The 16,107-nt window shown below is 47.8% G+C and carries 15 protein-coding genes; 5 read left to right on the top strand and 10 right to left on the bottom strand.

What is annotated here, in order from left to right; translation table 11 throughout:
* Positions 1–91: 91 nt before the first annotated feature.
* The 3 genes from B9N89_RS14140 to B9N89_RS14130 are packed head-to-tail and all read left to right on the top strand — an operon-like array spanning position 92 to position 1,963.
* Positions 92–862: a motility protein A gene (locus B9N89_RS14140; protein ID WP_132320669.1), complete on the top strand. Its 771-nt coding sequence runs from the start codon at positions 92–94 to the stop codon at positions 860–862.
* Between the two features lie 11 nt (positions 863–873).
* On the top strand, positions 874–1,671 hold the full coding sequence (locus tag B9N89_RS14135; RefSeq protein ID WP_132320667.1) for an OmpA/MotB family protein: 798 nt from the start codon (positions 874–876) through the stop codon (positions 1,669–1,671).
* 7 nt (positions 1,672–1,678) lie between these two features.
* Complete coding sequence (locus B9N89_RS14130) at positions 1,679–1,963, top strand: hypothetical protein (RefSeq protein ID WP_132320665.1); 285 nt, start codon at positions 1,679–1,681, stop codon at positions 1,961–1,963.
* Positions 1,964–1,977: 14 nt separating this feature from the next.
* Here B9N89_RS14130 and B9N89_RS14125 read toward each other — a convergent pair whose 3' ends face one another.
* The 7 genes from B9N89_RS14125 to B9N89_RS14095 all read right to left on the bottom strand — a co-directional run bounded on the left by B9N89_RS14125 (position 1,978) and on the right by B9N89_RS14095 (position 10,245).
* On the bottom strand, positions 1,978–3,489 hold the full coding sequence (locus tag B9N89_RS14125; RefSeq protein WP_159455368.1) for a carbonic anhydrase: 1,512 nt from the start codon (positions 3,487–3,489) through the stop codon (positions 1,978–1,980).
* Positions 3,490–3,577: 88 nt separating this feature from the next.
* Positions 3,578–4,561 (bottom strand): phosphoribosylaminoimidazolesuccinocarboxamide synthase, encoded by a 984-nt coding sequence (locus B9N89_RS14120; RefSeq protein WP_132320661.1) that lies wholly within the window; start codon positions 4,559–4,561, stop codon positions 3,578–3,580.
* A gap of 15 nt (positions 4,562–4,576) precedes the next feature.
* The gene (gene rodA, locus B9N89_RS14115) at positions 4,577–5,710 is read right to left on the bottom strand and encodes a rod shape-determining protein RodA (RefSeq protein ID WP_159455367.1); all 1,134 of its coding nucleotides are present in this window, start codon (positions 5,708–5,710) and stop codon (positions 4,577–4,579) included.
* Positions 5,697–7,607: a penicillin-binding protein 2 gene (gene mrdA / locus B9N89_RS14110; RefSeq protein WP_132320657.1), complete on the bottom strand. Its 1,911-nt coding sequence runs from the start codon at positions 7,605–7,607 to the stop codon at positions 5,697–5,699. The genes rodA and mrdA overlap by 14 nt, the downstream gene beginning before the upstream one ends.
* Positions 7,604–8,188, bottom strand: coding sequence for a hypothetical protein (locus tag B9N89_RS14105; RefSeq protein WP_132320655.1), 585 nt, complete (start codon positions 8,186–8,188; stop codon positions 7,604–7,606). Before B9N89_RS14105 ends, mrdA begins: the two co-directional genes overlap by 4 nt.
* Entirely contained in the window at positions 8,175–8,975 is an 801-nt protein-coding gene (mreC, locus tag B9N89_RS14100) for a rod shape-determining protein MreC (RefSeq protein ID WP_159455366.1), read from the bottom strand. The genes B9N89_RS14105 and mreC overlap by 14 nt, the downstream gene beginning before the upstream one ends.
* A gap of 235 nt (positions 8,976–9,210) precedes the next feature.
* Positions 9,211–10,245: a rod shape-determining protein gene (locus B9N89_RS14095; RefSeq protein ID WP_132320651.1), complete on the bottom strand. Its 1,035-nt coding sequence runs from the start codon at positions 10,243–10,245 to the stop codon at positions 9,211–9,213.
* A gap of 413 nt (positions 10,246–10,658) precedes the next feature.
* On the opposite strand from B9N89_RS14095, the gene B9N89_RS14090 reads away from it, so the two are divergent.
* Both B9N89_RS14090 and B9N89_RS14085 read left to right on the top strand, forming a co-directional pair.
* Positions 10,659–12,245: a peptidylprolyl isomerase gene (locus B9N89_RS14090; protein ID WP_132320649.1), complete on the top strand. Its 1,587-nt coding sequence runs from the start codon at positions 10,659–10,661 to the stop codon at positions 12,243–12,245.
* A gap of 178 nt (positions 12,246–12,423) precedes the next feature.
* A complete protein-coding gene (locus B9N89_RS14085) occupies positions 12,424–13,296 on the top strand; it encodes an NAD(+)/NADH kinase (RefSeq protein WP_132320647.1) in 873 nt (290 codons plus the stop codon).
* Between the two features lie 48 nt (positions 13,297–13,344).
* Here the strand turns inward: B9N89_RS14085 and B9N89_RS14080 are convergent, their stop codons facing one another.
* The 3 genes from B9N89_RS14080 to B9N89_RS14070 are packed head-to-tail and all read right to left on the bottom strand — an operon-like array spanning position 13,345 to position 15,933.
* Positions 13,345–14,523: a hypothetical protein gene (locus B9N89_RS14080; RefSeq protein ID WP_132320645.1), complete on the bottom strand. Its 1,179-nt coding sequence runs from the start codon at positions 14,521–14,523 to the stop codon at positions 13,345–13,347.
* The gene (locus B9N89_RS14075; protein ID WP_132320643.1) at positions 14,520–15,182 is read right to left on the bottom strand and encodes a hypothetical protein; all 663 of its coding nucleotides are present in this window, start codon (positions 15,180–15,182) and stop codon (positions 14,520–14,522) included. The genes B9N89_RS14080 and B9N89_RS14075 overlap by 4 nt, the downstream gene beginning before the upstream one ends.
* On the bottom strand, positions 15,160–15,933 hold the full coding sequence (locus tag B9N89_RS14070; protein ID WP_132320641.1) for a hypothetical protein: 774 nt from the start codon (positions 15,931–15,933) through the stop codon (positions 15,160–15,162). Before B9N89_RS14070 ends, B9N89_RS14075 begins: the two co-directional genes overlap by 23 nt.
* Positions 15,934–16,107: the final 174 nt, after the last annotated feature.

Raw genomic sequence — 16,107 nt, 5'->3', positions numbered from 1 at the left:
TCTTAGGCAGTAATTACCTGCTAGGCTTCCGGCGAGACAGATATAATAGAACCTGGGATGCGTGTTTATACACTTTGGATGAGGTTATCCAATGGATCTATCGAGCCTCTTGGGGCCCATTGTCGCACTCGGCATGATTATCGCTGGCATGGTTGCTAAGCATGCGACTGACCTCATTCCACAAATTGCAATCAACCCACCATCTGTGTTTATTGTAATTGGTGGCACCTTTGGGGCGTTATTGGTCGCTTATCCCTTACCCGACTTTATCAATGCCTTCAAAGCTATCGGCACCTGGCTCAAAAATCCTGAAGCGGACCGGGATGCTATTTTAGAGCAAATCCTTGACCTAGCTCAGGTGGCTCGAAAAGAGTCCATTCTAGCCCTGGAGAAAAAGCGCGATGGTATTACGTTTGATCCTTTAAAAAACGCGGTGAAGATGGCGGTGGATGGTACGGACCCTCATGTTTTGACTGAGACCCTAGAAACCCAAGCTCACTTTGCCATGGAAGAGGGTGAAGTTTTTGTCAAGTTCTGGGAAGATTTTGGTGCCTTGGCTCCAACGGTTGGTATTTTGGGTGCTGTTATTGGTTTGATGAAGGTTATGAATGTTCTCGATCAACCAGAGCTTATCGGGCCTGGTATATCTGTGGCATTCGTTGCGACTCTATACGGAGTAGGATTCGCCAATATTTGGGGCATTCCCGTTGGCAAGAAGCTTAAACGAAAGCTAATTCTCCAAAACTATGCCTATGAAATGGTGATTATCGGCATTGAGGGTATTCTTTCGGGCTTAAATCCAAAAGTGATAGAAGAAAAACTAAGAATCTTCACGTCGAAGGCTGGTGGTGAAGATGGCTAGCCGAGGTTTGAGTGGCTAAGAAGCAAAAGTGCCCTGAATTTGAAAACCATGAACGTTGGTTAGTATCATTTGCTGATATGATGACCCTGCTGTTTGCGGTTTTTGTGGTACTTTATGCATTGAAAGAAGAGGGTGCCAAGGACAGCCAGGTAGAGCAAGCAGCGGCATCGATTCAGGAAGCATTTAATGAAGTCATGGAAGAAATTCCTGAAAATCGTCGGGTTGGGCCTACGGACACAGGATTCGGTATTTTTGAGAATATGAAAGGGGATCGGGAAGAGCCCCACGAAGACAATAAATTTCCCGGTAGCTCAGACTATTCCCAAATTATTGGCCGTGAAATGAAAAAGGTCTCTGAATTGATCGATTTGAGGCTTTATGGGAATCAACGATTTAGAGAGCTTCAAGCAAAAGGCCAAGCAAGAATCATTTCGATTCATCGTGATCGTGATGGCTTTCGAGTCCGTCTTTTAGCATCTCATTTCTTTAACCCAGGCTCCTACAAAATCAAGAATAAGAAAGTGTTGGACGAGCTAGAGGAAGTGGCACGCGTGATGCAGGAACTCAATCGACCCATCACCATTGAAGGCCATACAGACAACGTTCCCTTTAACGGAGAGGGATCGAACTGGGATCTGTCTGCTCTTCGGGCATCCAACGTTTTAAAATTCTTCATTCGCAAAACCACCTTTGACCCGACTAAACTATCTGCAGCAGGCTATGCAGATACCCGCCCTGTGGCTAGCAACGCCACTGCGGAAAGCCGAGGCTTGAACCGACGCATTGAAATCAAGGTACATTATGAGTAGATGGTGCTTGTTAATTTTTGCATTGATCTTAGTCGGTTGTGATTGGTACCACAAAGACAAGTGTGAGTGGTATTTGGTCCCGGAGCCCGACGATGCAAGTAAGGTTGAGCCTGGTTGGGTCGCTCTTTGTGCACGAAATTACGTTATCAACAAGCAGCGTTGCCTTCTGAAAGCAAAACTACCGTTTGCTAAAGCTGTTTACGGTAAGCCTTTTAGATATAATACCCTGGAAGTCAAGCCTGGAACCTACCCTAAAGAAGTCTTAAGCATAAAAACCTGCAACGATGACTGAGCAGGTCATCGCACCTAGCTGCGATGGTAGAGCAGCTGTGGGGGCCTTGCATTGTTTCGATACTTTGCTCTGAAGGAGCGAATCTGTTCCTTCGACATTTCGATCGGGTTGTTAAGCACATTCCAATTGACCCCCTCGGTACAGGGAGGATGGGTGAGTGAGCCAAAGTAGTGAAATGACTTTAAGCTTTTTGGCAGAAAGTTGATTACATCAATCTTTTCATCCGTAGGGGCGATTGGCTGATGGCGTGACTTGGGCAGGTATTGAAACACCTTGTCCAGTTCGCTATTGTGCTTGCCCTCAGTGACTAGCACCCCGATAAAGGCTTTCTTACCCTGTTTATTCTCATGTCTGAGTTGAATCTCCATAGGGAATGAGCGTCGCTCGTATTGATGCTCAGAGGGGCTATGAAAGCTGATTGCCTTTAGTTCATAAGGTCTTTTGGCGATATAGGTTTGAATTCCGTGTTTAACTTGCACCTTGATCCCATGGCCATCATCGACAATTTCGTAGTCCATCGGTCGGTTAAAGATTCGAATATGATCGTATAGATCCCACGCGCTAGGGATATTCACGGGACTCTGCTCTTTCCCACGATTGCATACCCTATAATCAGAGCTAAGTCTGGCCCATTGATGGGGGCCACGGTTCCCACGATAATCCCATCGGGCTGCCTTTTTAGAAGGCCTAGGAGAAGGATTAAGTTTCTTTGGTTTAGTAGGTAGCTTTTCCACATGACGATCGTTAGCCATCTTCGGTATCGGTCTCTCAGATATCTGTTCATGGTTGCGATTTTGAAGTGCCTGATCGTGCTGGGAGTGTTCATTGGCGACAGGCAGAAACTTCTCTGGTTCAGGCGAGTCATGGCTCATTGAGCTGTCTATCGTATCTGTTAGGTGCTTCGGCTCACTCGCAGCGGGATCATTATCGCTGGCATGGTCATCACTGGCATGAATGGTGTCGTCCATATCATCTGCTCGAATCGTGCCCTCTTCAAATTCTTGGATCGGTGGTTTTTTTGCGGCAAGCTCCATTGGTTTGAAATCTGTGTCAGGCATCTGGATCTTGATAACTGTGGTGACAATCAAGGCCAGGCTTACTAAGACAGCTAAGCCGTTACTAGGGTTTTTGCCTGAGTCTTGTGCCCAGGCAAGCATGAGCAAAACTCCAATTCCGCCAACTGACGCCAACGGTATCAAACCGATCCAAAAGTGAGATATGGGAATAAAAGATGAGACAGCCTGAGCAATCATGTAGGCCCAAATAGAAAACACAAATATATAAGATACGAAAGATTTAAGGCCACTTGCGATGCGCTTCCAAAAGAAGCAAAGGAATAGTCCTTGGATCAGCAAGCAGGCCATCGTAAAGAGGCCGAGACGATTGGGATTGGCAAGAAGAGCGTCACGAATTCCAAATGCTGTGAATAGGGGCAACGCCACAATGAGAGCTGTGACGATGCTTGAGGGCGTTCCTTGATGTTGCGTCGTGGCGACCCGTCTGGGGCTTTTTTTCTTCTGAACCATGGTCATACCTCCTGTACGGGAGGACCATCGGTAAGCGCTGGCAGATATTGATGAAAAAGTTGCTTCCTGGGAAGCAACTTCTTTAGTTTTAGATAGTTATATGGTCGGGGCTGAGGCTGATCTGCAGCTGCTCACCTTTGAGAGTCTCGGCGACTCTAAGGTAGACCTGAGCAAGAGATACCAAGACATCAGCAGGAACTTCCGGAACAGAGCCTTCCCCGCTAAATCCCTTACTTATCAGAAAGCGTCGGACATTTTCCTTATCGAGCATTTCAGGGGCCTCTCCAGCTTTAACCCGAGCTTCGTAACTAGCTTTGACCCAAAGGCGACTTGAGTCTGGGGTATGGATTTCATCGATCACTATAATCTTGCCGTTTTTATCCCGGCCGAACTCATACTTGGTGTCGACCAGAATCCAGCCTTTTTCCCCATAAACCTCCTGACCTCGGGCGAACAGTTTGAAGGCAAGCTCTGATATTTGCTGCCACTCATCAGCAGTGCAAACCCCTTGTGCTACCAGCTCTTCTGGTGAGGCATCTTCATCATGTTCGAAGGCTGCGGCCTTGGTCGTAGGAGTTATGATTGGCTCAGGGAGTTGTTGGTAGTCTTGCAAGCCATCAGGAAGTGTACACCCACAAAACTCACGGATACCTTTTTGATAGGCACGCTGCATACTACCTGCCATATAGCCGCGTACAATCACCTCTGCTTTGACTGGCTCGCAAGCTTTTACCTTTAACACTCGCTCATTGATGACAGCTTCCAAATGAGTTGGGGCGATGTCCGCTACGTTTTGAAGCCAGAAGCGGGAAATTTCAGAAAGGATGGCACCCTTAAAAGGCACCATGCCGATGTACTTGTCGAAGGCAGTCAGGCGATCGGTATGAAAGATGTAAAGAGTCTCATCCTTCTTTAGTAATTCTCTAACCTTACCCTGGTATGCTTCGAAGCCCTCAGCCACATACTGCGCCTTTTGAGAATCGCTCATTCCATAGTAAGCAAATTGGCGTATTGCCTCAGGGCCGTTTGAACTCGATGAGATCTCGTTCAAAGCCTGGTTTAGAGCCTTCATCTTTACCTCCGGGGATTAGGTTTTCGACAGTCCGTATCTTGTGCGGTTAATCGATACCAGAAGTCCCAGAGCAACGCAAACGGTTAGAAGGAGGGAGCTACCATAGGAGAAAAATGGTAAAGGCAAGCCCACAACGGGGAATACGCCGAGTACCATTGCGACATTGATCACAAATTCCCAGAAGATGAATGAGGCAACACCAACGGCGAGCATTCCGGAAAATGTGTCTTTGGTGTTTTTTGCAATGTCCAAGGCGGTGAACGTGAGAAAGCCAAACAGGGCGAAAACCACTGCTCCACCCCAAAAACCATGCTCTTCGGCGAAGACCGAGAAGGCAAAGTCGGTGTGGCGTTCGGGGAGGAATTTTAGGTGGGCTTGGGTGCCTTGCATGAAGCCCTTGCCAAACAGGTTGCCGCTACCAACTGCAATCAAGGATTGAATGGAGTTATAACCTGTGTTTTGTGGATCAAGGTTAGGATTCAGGAGGTTTAAGATCCTAAGTTTCTGGTAGGGTCGCAAAAGCAGATGCCAGCCTAAAAGGGCAACCAATGGTGACGAGATCAGAACGATGGCAATACTGCGAAGGTCGATCCGAACAAATGCCATTTGTGATACGGCAATTAGAAGGCAGATACCGGCAGTCCCGAAGTCAGGCTGTAAGAATATCATCGCAAAGATCAAGCCGACAATGGCTAGAATCGGGCTAAGGTCTCTGATGCGATAGGGTAGATCGCTCTTATGGGTTGCAAAGAATCGAGCCACCACAATTGCTGTGCCCAGTTTGGCAAATTCTGATGGCTGAAAGCCAATCGGCCCCAAGGAAATCCAACGCTGGGCACCTCCTGCAATCCGCCCGAGAGCAAGGACTACTAGAAGCATGAGGCAAATTGTACCTACAATCCAGTAGGCATAGGAATTCACTTTTTTAATAGGAACCAGCCAGCCACAGATAAAAAATGCTCCTACCGTAACTGCCATATTGCGAAGCTGGGCCCAGAAGTAATGATTGCCACCACTGGCGCTGTATAAGTTGATCAAACCAATAGACAACAAAGCTAAGAAAACCAGCACCAGGAAGCTCACTTGATGACCGGATGATTTTTTGAGGCTATCCTCTCCCAAACGGAATACTTTGCTATTGCTTGGCATGGTCGGCCTCATTTTGTTTTTTTAGGGCGATTTTTCGAGCTTTGCGGATGTCTTTTAACTCCCAGTAGCGCTGGATGATCTTACCAGCGATGGGGGCAGCAGCGCGGCCACCACCACCAATCTTGTCATTTTGAGATACAACAGCGACAGCGATTTCAGCGTTCTCAACAGGGGAAAATGCAGTGAAAATTGCGTGTTCCTTCCACTTGCGACTCACGTCATCCTGGTTCCGGTTCTTCTTAAGTCCGACCACCTGAGCCGACCCGGTTTTACCCGCAACCGTCTGCCCGGGGACAGCAGCTTTTTTCCCAGTCCCTTTGGGATCGGTAACCACATAGCCCAAGATTTTTCGCATGGTGGCAAAGGTTTTGGGACTGACGATATCCACGGTTTTAATTTTTTCGGGGCGCTTTTCAAGCACGGTTTCACCGATGTGATTCGTCACACTACGTACCAGAAACGGTCGCCAAACATCTCCCGAGTTAGCAAGGGCCGCATAGAGGTTTGCCATCTGCATCGGTGTCATGAGGTTGTAGCCTTGGCCAATGGAGATGTTTGGAGTGTCGCCCTTTGTCCAGGGAAAACGATGAACTAACTGCTTCCAAGCGGAGGTGGGGATAAGCCCAGGGCGCTCCGTATTGAGGTTGACGCCGAGTCGTTCACCTAGGCCAAAAGCTTTAGCATAACGAGCAATCTGGTCGACCCCGAGTTCCACACCAACATGATAAAAGAAGACATCGCAGGAATTGACCAAGGCCTTGCGAAGGTTAACGAGGCCATGACCACCCCGGTTGTGGCAATGGAAAGTGCGATCCCCTAAGGTAAAGAATCCTGGGCAGTGATAGGTCGTACTTGTGTTGATGACCTTCTCTTCCAGAGCGGCAGCGGCAACCACAGGCTTGTAGATACTCCCTGGAGGGAATTCGCCTCCTGTTGTTTTATCGAGGAATGGCTTAAAGGGGTTGCTTGTGAGCCTCCGCCAGTCTTCTTGAGACAGCCCTGTTTGCATCATCTCGGGGTCAAACCCTGGCTCGCTCACTTGGGCTAAGATTTCACCCGTTCGCGGATCGAGAACCACCACGGCTCCGAACTTACCATTAAATGCCTCTTTCACTGATTTTTGAAGCTCTTTGTCGATTGTAAGGATCAAATCAGACCCAGGGGTCGCCGATACTTTAGGAAATTGCCACTCTTGATCGGAGTTTTGGGTCTGGCGACCATAGGCATCCACCTGTATGAGGCGATAACCGCGTTTACCCCGAAGATAGGACTCCCATTCGGATTCTAAACCTTGCTTGCCGACAAGGTCTCCTGGTAGGTAGGGGTTATCGCCCAGCTTATCATTGAGGCTTTCCAAAGTTTCTTGATCGATCTCTCGCAGATAGCCCACCATGTGAGGAGGAATCTCTGGAGTATAGTCCCGCCTGGGGGCGACGCGGACCTCGATCCCGGGTAGGAATACTTTGTTAGCTTCAATCGTGGAGACCTCGTGTTGAGACAGGTTGCGTTTGAGGCTGATCGGCAAGAACTTAGGTCGACCACGACCCGATCGCAGGCGTTTTTCAAAGCTACTAACGGGCACGTGCAAAAGACGAGATAAGACCTTAAACGTAGTGTCCTTATCCTGAACATACTGAGGAATATAGACCAGATCATAGAATGGCCGGTTGCCGATCAGAACTTCCCCATGACGATCGTAAATAATGCCACGACGGGCCGGGATCTCGATACGTCGCACTCGATTGCGCTCAGAAACGCTCTGATAATAGTCGCCTTTATAGATCTGCAAAAACCAGAGCCTGAACAAAAGCGAGCCAGCAATCGTAACAACAATAAGACTCGCCCATATAAAGCGGTTTTCAACAAGGATGCTTTCTTGATTAAAAATACGTTTCATTGCGGTACCGGCTCTTCAGCATCAAACCTTAGCCACTCTTGGCAGATAAACATTCCAAAAGCAACAGCAGTGACAATTTTAACAATCTGCTGGATTGTGAAAACCAAGGTCATGCTCTCCATACCTCGGCTCATAAATACAACAAAAACTTCGAATAGATGGACCCACACAGCAGCCAGCAGATAGGTGACAAACCAAGGAATACGATGGCGCCAAGAAAGGGCTAGGCGCACTTGTATGATGAGGTTCACCGTGATCCAATAGATGACTAAATACATTCCCGCGGGCACCGTAGAGCGCATCTCCAGTATCAGAGCAGCGATAAAAGCTAGGGCCGTTGCAGGGAGGGCGTTTTGGCGGATAGCGGTGATCACGATCCATGGTGTCATCAGATCTATGGTGATCCCCAGCACCGACAGCGCGGGTACTATGGTATTTTGGATAAAGCCAATCGCTACGAGATAAAAGACGTCGCGATAGAAGTAACCCGAATTGGGTCGTGGCCGCAATTCTTGGAGAAAGCGTTTGAATTGCACTATAGTTGGGTTGGGGCGCAACCCTTCGACATTAGCCTTCTCCATTGCCAGTTTGCCTCTTAAACCAATCCTTACCAGCACTCTCGATAATTTTCTGGATTTCTGGATCGTGAGTTTCAAGCACGATAACCTCCTCCACTCGCTCGAAATCAACCCAAGGCTCGACCTTGATCGACTGCGAGATATGATCGGATTCGTAGCTAATTTTTACCACTCGGCCAACAGGTAGGCCTTTGGGAAAGCCGCCGACAATTCCTGATGTAATCACCGTGTCGCCGATCCGAATCTCAGCTCGCCTGTTGAGCGTCAGTATAGCATGGCTGCCATAGCCTTGGAGGACCCCTCGAACCCGGGTCCTTTGGAGTAGGATATCGATATTAAAGTTAGAGTCCGATAAAAGGTGAACGTCGGAGAATTTCTGGCCCGTGCGAATGATGCGTCCGACTACCCCATCAGCGGTCACAATAGGCATGCCTACCCGTGCACCATCCCACTCCCCTTTGTTGATCCTTAAGGATCGAAATGCAGAGTCTTTGGAGCTGCCGATAACCTCGGCAACTAGGTGTCGCTGATCGTAGTGCTGAACGAAACCCAATAGCTTTCGGAGCCTGGATATTTCTTGAACCTTTTCATCGTAATCTAGAATCTTGGTTTTAAGGCCGTTGATTTCACTACGAAGATCAGTGTTTTCCTTAGCAGTTTCACTAAGGGCAATATAGTGTCGCCAGGTGGATGATACAAAGCCTGTTGTGGTGTTCCAGGCGTATTCAAATGGGTAGGCGACCTCTTGGAGAAGCATTCCAAGGCTGCTTGTCGTGCTCCAAGGCTGCATGCTTGATGCGAAAAAAACGAAAGGCGAAAGGAGTGATGAAATCAAAACCAATCGCCAAAATATACGGGTGCGAGGAGTTATCATGTTCCGACCAATCTAGAGCCAAGCGAAATTGATATATTTGTTAGAGACGGATTCCCATCGTACAGACAGTGCTTCCTTTCGAAGGAGCACTGATCCGCAGCCAGCGGCTTGTGCCTCATCCAAACATCGATCCGATTAGTTGACTCGGGCACTAGGTTAACGTCACATCGCTGAGGATATCGATCTGGTCGAGAGCTTTACCGCTACCGAGAACAACCGCTGTCAAAGGGTCTTCTGCGATCATGATGGGGAGCCCTGTTTCTTCGCGAAGGAGGATATCAAGGTTCTTGATCAACGCTCCTCCACCTGCGAGGACGATACCTTTGTCTACGATGTCAGCAGCAAGTTCAGGAGGTGTTTTCTCTAGAGCGATGCGCACTGTCTCGACAATTGTGTTCACAGGTTCTGCAATAGCTTCTCTGATTTCTTCGGAGGCTACTTCGATCGTCTTGGGTATACCAGCCACCAAATCGCGACCTTTCACGTGCATGGTCTGGATCTCTTCATCAGGATAGGCCGTGCCGATGGCGATTTTGATTTGCTCGGCGGTTCTTTCGCCGATCAGAAGATTATATTTTCGCTTCAAATAGTTGACGATGGCTTCATCCATCTTATCGCCGCCAACTCTAACGGACTTGGAATAGACAATACCAGCCAATGAGATGACAGCGACTTCCGTCGTGCCTCCACCGATGTCGACGATCATATTGCCACTGGGTTCCGAAATCGGAAGGCCAGCACCAATTGCCGCAGCCATAGGTTCTTCGATCAGATGAACTTCACGAGCACCGGCAGACTCAGCAGATTCTTTGACAGCGCGCTTCTCGACTTCGGTGATGCCGTAAGGGACACAGATTATGATTCGTGGCTTCACCATAGTGCGACGATTATGGGCTCGCTCGATAAAATATCGAAGCATCGCTTCAGTGATTTCGAAGTCGGCAATCACACCGTCCTTCATGGGGCGAACAGCTACGATCGAACCAGGGGTCCGGCCTAACATGTCCTTTGCTTCCTTACCAACTGCCAATATTTTCTTTCCGCCGCGGACGTCTCGTTGAACAGCTACCACAGACGGCTCGTTTGTCACAATTCCTTTGCCCTTGACATAAACAAGAGTGTTGGCTGTTCCAAGGTCTATAGCGAGATCGTTCGAAAACATACCAGCCAACCAGTCGAATATCATTCTGTGTCTCCTGTCGTAATTGCACTAGCCAGTGTTTATATTAAACCACGAACCCTTGTCGCGTCCAAACAAAGAGTTGTATTTTTTTCCTCTTAAGACAAGGAAAATGGATTCCTTCCGCATAGGCCATTCCCCCGTTCCTAACGAGAGACAAGACTAGGAAAACCTAGTTGACATACCTATCGTAATAAGTGAGCCTAAGGGCTTATATTATAGTGGGAATTTGTGCTACACATAAATGCTTTGCAAATCGGCTTCCAATGAGAAGCTCCTTGCGGAGACGGTTCTTGGGTGATTATCATCACGAACTGCTAGGCTTTACCCTGTCAATCAAGTTAGTTTGTGACCTGGGACAAGACTGGAACCATCGTAAAACATTAATGTATTGAGCAAAGGTATAGAAAGGAACTGGAATGTTTAGCTGGAAGGGTAAGGATATAAGCGACCTAGATTCGGGGAAACTAAAACGCAATATTCCTGCATACGTCATCCTTGCTTTGGCAGTGGGCGCTATGACGTTCTTTGGAGTTTGCGAGCCTAGTGGCAACCGTTTGATCGGACCCTCGGGAGTGGCTGCAAGCGTAGACGGGATGGATGTTTCAGCCCTGGAGTTCCGCCGTGCTCATATCAATCGCACACAACAGGCGCAGCAGCAATTTAAAGATAACTTTGACCCAGTCAAATTGGGTATTTCACAGGCAGTCGTGAATGGCTTGGTTGACCAGCTTGTGTACTACAAAGAAGCGGTTCGCAATGGCCTTTATGCATCAGATGACGAAGTTGCCAATGTGATTATTGAGGGGCAGTACTTCCAGAACGAGCAAGGCAAGTTCGATCCAGAGCTTTTCCAACGCTACCTTCGTTCCCAACGACACACCGAAGCTAGTTTCACAGAAGAGATTCGCCGCAGCTTGGTGAACAGTAAACTACGATCTTTTGTAACTGATACCTATCGGGTTTCTCGGGAAGCTGCGAAGCTTGATAAGCTTCTCACCGATACCAAGATCAACGTCGAGTTTGTCCAGGTCAATCCTAGCAATGTTAACGTCAACGTCAGTGACGAAGATATTGATGCTTTTCTAGCTGATGGTGGCGAAGAAAAAGTTCGAAAATACTTCGACCAGAATCCTAGAGAGTTTAATAAAGAAGCTCAAGTGAAAGCACGCCACGTACTGATTGCTTTCCAAGGTGCAAGCCGGGCGACTGGAGATGCAGCCAAGCGTTCGAAAGAAGATGCGAAAGCCTTGGCAGAAAAAGTTCTTAAGGAAGCAAAATCTGGCGACTTCGTAGCCGTGGTCAAGAAGTATACAGACGAAGCCAGTGGTAAAACCAAAGGTGGCGATCTAGGTTACTTCAAGAAAGGTGACATGGTGCCGGAATTCTCGGAAGCTGCCTTTGCTATGAATAAGGGCGAGATCAGCAATATTGTGGAAAGTAAGTTTGGTTTTCACATCATCAAAGTGGAAGATACGAAGCCAGCAGTGAATACGAGCTTCGACGATGCAAAACGAAGTATTGCCAGCAAGCTTGTCAGCAAGGATAAGCGCCCTGAACTAGCGAAGGCTCAAGCGGAGAAGGCTCTCGAAGCTGCTAAGTCGGGTAATGAGGCTGTATTCAAAGAGCTTGGCCTTGAATGGAAAACAACCGGTGAGTTCGCATTGAATGCTCGCTTTCTGCCAGGTGGCCTCGGTTCAGATCCTAAGCTTAAGGAAGCCGCTTTGAGCCTAGAGAAGGCTGGTGATGTTGCTGATTCAGTTGTTGAGGCTAGTGGCTCCCATTACATCCTGCGTCTCAAGTCCCGTGAAGGGGCTGAAGTTGAGAAAATGAGCAGCGACGAGCTTGAGCAGTTGGCTGATAGCAGTCGTTTTCTCGAAGCCTTCTGGATGTACAACAAGTTGACGCAAGATGTGAAGAAAACCTACGAGGATGCGAATCGTATCTATCGTAACGAAGAGTATATGCAGTACGATGCGATCTTAAGATCACAATCGGGCTCTTAGTCGACCAAGAAGCCGCGATCAGCCCTCTTATTAGTGGCTGACGCGGTTCCCTGCGGTATACTATAGCCAAAAACGGGATTGAAAAATGCATCTGTATCATTGGCAAGAGTCTGCTACCACTGGTAGGCTCTAAGATTCAGCTGAATTTTTCAGGTCCGTTGGAAAAATGAGGTGAACTGTGACGGTACTAGTCATTCGCAAGCCCACCAACCTTGAGCAGCATGGTGATGTGGTCCAGAGCCAAGCTGAGAGTGGTGGTTTGGGCAATGCTCAGATCAAGATTTTGCGTGAGTCTCATGACGAGCACTATGAGTGCCTGGACCGAGTTCGGCAAAAACTGCAGGAACTTGCGATTCCCATGATGGAGATCCAACGAGGCGATATGCGTCCCGATGGAAACTTTAGGGCAATCATCAGTGTGGGAGGCGATGGGACGCTCTTGTCCGCGAGTCATGCTGTAGAAACAGATACCCCGGTGATTGGTATTCGGTCATCCAAGTCAAGCGTTGGCTACTTGTGTGCCGGTGGCCTGGAAGAGGTGGATAGCATTCTAGATGCCTTCCATCAGGGGACTTTGACTTTTCAATCACGTCATAGAATCTATGCCCGAGTCTTCAAAGCTGAAGATCGCTCCGAGATCACCACTTTCCCTGTACTTAATGACTTCCTTTATACGAATTCAAACCCAGCTTCAACAACTCGCTACAAACTTACGTTTAAGGATAAAATCGAGATCCAAAAGTCCAGTGGTCTTTGGGTCGCAACGGCTACTGGAAGCACCGCGGCTATCAGTGCTGCTGGGGGAGAAACTCTAGATCCTATAGATGATCGCTTGCAATTTGTTGTGCGCGAGCTTTACCTCTTCGACAATCAGAAAAACGAAGTTGCCAAAGGCTACTTTGATGGAGAGGGGGATCTTGAAATCGAAAACCACTGTGCGAGCGGTATTCTGGCCCTTGACGGAGAGCGAGGTGTCATTCGCTTGAAGTATGGTGACCGTTTGCAGTTTGAACGTGGGCCTGTCATTCGTATAGCGGTTGCTCCGAAGTAGAGGCCACGACTCACCAAGGACTTGATGTTTAGTTCTGGTCGAAGTGAATTATTGGATCGAGACTTCTTGAAGATCAAGTAGTGTAGAACTAGCAATAATTTTCAGCCAGCGTACGGTCGCGGGGCTAGTCAATGACAAACTCATATATCGTGTCGCACTAGTAGTGGCGATAAGTTCACTAAAGTCAGCGGATTCGTTGCCGCTGCTTGCACCTTGGATAGCAATCGTCTGAGACGAGCTGCTGCTGAACATCAGGTTATGCAAGTTGATACTTTCAATGGTTGTTTCAGAGCCAAGATCAATTGTCAGTGTATTTGTGTCAAATGCTTCGAAGTACCAAGGGTCGTCGAACTCGCCGTTGCTTAGTGATGTAATAGTGAAGTCGATACTTGGTGAGCTGGCATAGGCATTCGCGGCCAAGTTCGGTGTAGGTGTGGCGATTGTAAATTCTTGGCTAGGCGTGAGGCAGGACTTCTTCAGCTGTGATTCGTTATCTCCATCAATTTGATAGAATGCTTCGATGGCAAAGCGCACCGAATAGTCGGCAAAGATTGACTTTGGTAGTGAGATAGTAGTCTCCGTACCCTCGACGCTTGACACCCAAATCGGAGAATTGTCATCGGGATTCGCGAACTTGATTTGGTAGGATTCCACTGTAAAGCTTGGAGCGAGCCAGCTGATGTCGATAGTGCTAGCGCCTTCGCTTAGGGTTAGAGGCTCCAGTTTACAAAGGATCAGTTCATCTAAGGCGCTGACTTGCTCCTTGATAACAAATGTAAAACGACCGTAGGGGTCACTAGACTCATCGCCATCGTTGATCAGTGTAATATTGATGGCTCCAGAGGAATCCCGAACAAAGCTACCAGCTGTGACTTCGAAGTTGAACTGACCGACATCGTTGGTTCGAATCTCGTCGAGAAAATAGCCAGGGCTCGTTTTATCGCGGTCGTTATCACCCCAGCTGTAAAATGGGAACGGCCAGAAGGCGACTCTTTGAAAGAATTTTAGTAGGAAGTCGGCAACGCTAGTATACAATGGATCGTAATAGCCGTAGGTGTTCAAGTTTTGAAGGTGGATATAGGTTCTGGCAGCAGGGCTGCCATCATCGTTGAGATAGGTTCCAGAAATCTCGACAATATCTGAGGGATCAAATTGTGGTGATTCAGATTCACTGGTGCTTTCACATGAGCCTATCAAACATATGCAGAAAAGAGTGAGCCATCTCATTGATTCAAAATCTCTCGCTTGTTGAAGGTAAGAATTGCTCTCGGTTTGAAATTTGAATTCGATGTGTAGGTCGTTAGTACTTGCTGGTTGTTTAAAGAACTTTCTTCAATCACAAGGGCGAAGCCATGAATCACAGTACCAGTTTCGATCGTTGTTAGAGTCTGATCGGTAACGTTGAACGATAGTTTTTTGACATTTCCTTGAGATGCTTCAATATCTGGGGTCGCATCGTCTAAATCTAAAAAATCACCACCAGCTGCGAGCCAATCATAGCCATCTGCCAGGCTAAAGCGAGAATACCAATTGGCGAAGGGTGTCCATTCTTGAGCCAAAAACTTCAGGCGGATATTTGCTGGATTGATTGCAATATCTTCCGCGTAGATCTCGATCTCTAAGTTTGCAATAGAGCTAATGATGACATCTTCCTCGTATAGATTTAGAAAGCTTGGAAAGCGTAAGAGGAACCTACTTTCTAGACTATCAATACCAATCGTCGCAACATCATCGTTATAGTCGTAGACTTCACTACCCTCGGTAATTGTGAGATCAATGAGGTCCGTTTCTTCGGCGATGACATCGTCAGCCTTGTCTTCTTCGGCCTTGCAGGCATGGAAGCAAAGCCCAAAGCATATTAGGCTAAAGAGTCGCGAGTAAAGCAAGGCTGCCTCCCTGGAATAGTTCGAGATCAGCCACTGAACCAAACACCCTAGCGTAAACTTGCTCATCAATTTCTTGGTTGGCTTGATGGATACCGACAGCTAGGCTTAGATTGGGATTGAGTCTGACTTTGAGTTTACCATACCAAAAAAATGTGCTGCCCGTTCGATCAATTGCTTCAAAGTCAATATATTCGTAGCGACCCTCTACCGCTGAGACGTAGTCGAGCCCAGCCGCAAAACTAAGCATCCCACTGGTTTCTGCATCGATGCTATATTTCTCGATAGCTTTGCGGTTATAACGTATTTCGAAGGAGTCAATATCGGCTTTGCTAGCTGTTTGCGGAATGAGTGTCAAATAGGAAAGCTCGATGGTAACCGGGTTGCTATTTGATCGAACAAATGCTCCTAGAGCAGCGTGCTGGGTTGTGAAGCCAAGGCCATCAATCTCCAAAAGGCCTAATCCAGATCGGATGCCAAGAATGGCACCAAAATCGATATTTTCGACCAGTAGAGACAGCCCTTTGTAGAGTGCTTGCACGTATCCCACCTTGGATTGGTTGAGGCTGGTTGCTGAGATTTGTAGATCAAATTTCCCAGGCTCATGGAGGTGAATTCCGAAGACAGTGGAATAGCTGTTGACACGAGTAGCTTGAAAGGGTTCTGAAAGGAAAATTGCAGTAGGGCCACCATGAACTTGAGAAAAGGTTGGTTGGCATAATGTGATTATTATGAAGCTAATAACAAGTTTCATCGTCGCGTCCGCTCCTAAAAACCTAGACAAACCTGGGTCCATCTAAAATTAAAGGTAATTCGCTCTCCGTTAATGTCGATTTCTCGCGTGTAACTGGAGTCCTGGAAGGGCGGTCACAATCCAAGGGACTGCTAACTCTTCCGATGGCGGCAAGTCTATTAAGCAAGATTGCTT

This window comes from Pseudobacteriovorax antillogorgiicola (assembly GCF_900177345.1).
Lineage (GTDB): Bacteria > Bdellovibrionota_B > Oligoflexia > Oligoflexales > Oligoflexaceae > Pseudobacteriovorax > Pseudobacteriovorax antillogorgiicola.
This window is presented reverse-complemented; position numbering and strand designations above follow the sequence as displayed.

Excerpts from the sequence above, each read along its gene's own strand:
- mreC (WP_159455366.1), bottom strand. The coding sequence starts at position 8,975 with ATGCAGCCTTGGAGCACGACAAGCAGCCTTGGAATGCTTCTCCAAGAG.
- B9N89_RS14105 (WP_132320655.1), bottom strand. The coding sequence starts at position 8,188 with ATGGAGAAGGCTAATGTCGAAGGGTTGCGCCCCAACCCAACTATAGTG.
- B9N89_RS14140 (WP_132320669.1), top strand. The coding sequence starts at position 92 with ATGGATCTATCGAGCCTCTTGGGGCCCATTGTCGCACTCGGCATGATT.
- B9N89_RS14125 (WP_159455368.1), bottom strand. The coding sequence starts at position 3,489 with ATGGTTCAGAAGAAAAAAAGCCCCAGACGGGTCGCCACGACGCAACAT.
- mrdA (WP_132320657.1), bottom strand. The coding sequence starts at position 7,607 with ATGAAACGTATTTTTAATCAAGAAAGCATCCTTGTTGAAAACCGCTTT.
- B9N89_RS14090 (WP_132320649.1), top strand. The coding sequence starts at position 10,659 with ATGTTTAGCTGGAAGGGTAAGGATATAAGCGACCTAGATTCGGGGAAA.
- B9N89_RS14070 (WP_132320641.1), bottom strand. The coding sequence starts at position 15,933 with ATGAAACTTGTTATTAGCTTCATAATAATCACATTATGCCAACCAACC.
- B9N89_RS14120 (WP_132320661.1), bottom strand. The coding sequence starts at position 4,561 with ATGAAGGCTCTAAACCAGGCTTTGAACGAGATCTCATCGAGTTCAAAC.
- B9N89_RS14080 (WP_132320645.1), bottom strand. The coding sequence starts at position 14,523 with ATGAGATGGCTCACTCTTTTCTGCATATGTTTGATAGGCTCATGTGAA.
- rodA (WP_159455367.1), bottom strand. The coding sequence starts at position 5,710 with ATGCCAAGCAATAGCAAAGTATTCCGTTTGGGAGAGGATAGCCTCAAA.
- B9N89_RS14095 (WP_132320651.1), bottom strand. The coding sequence starts at position 10,245 with ATGATATTCGACTGGTTGGCTGGTATGTTTTCGAACGATCTCGCTATA.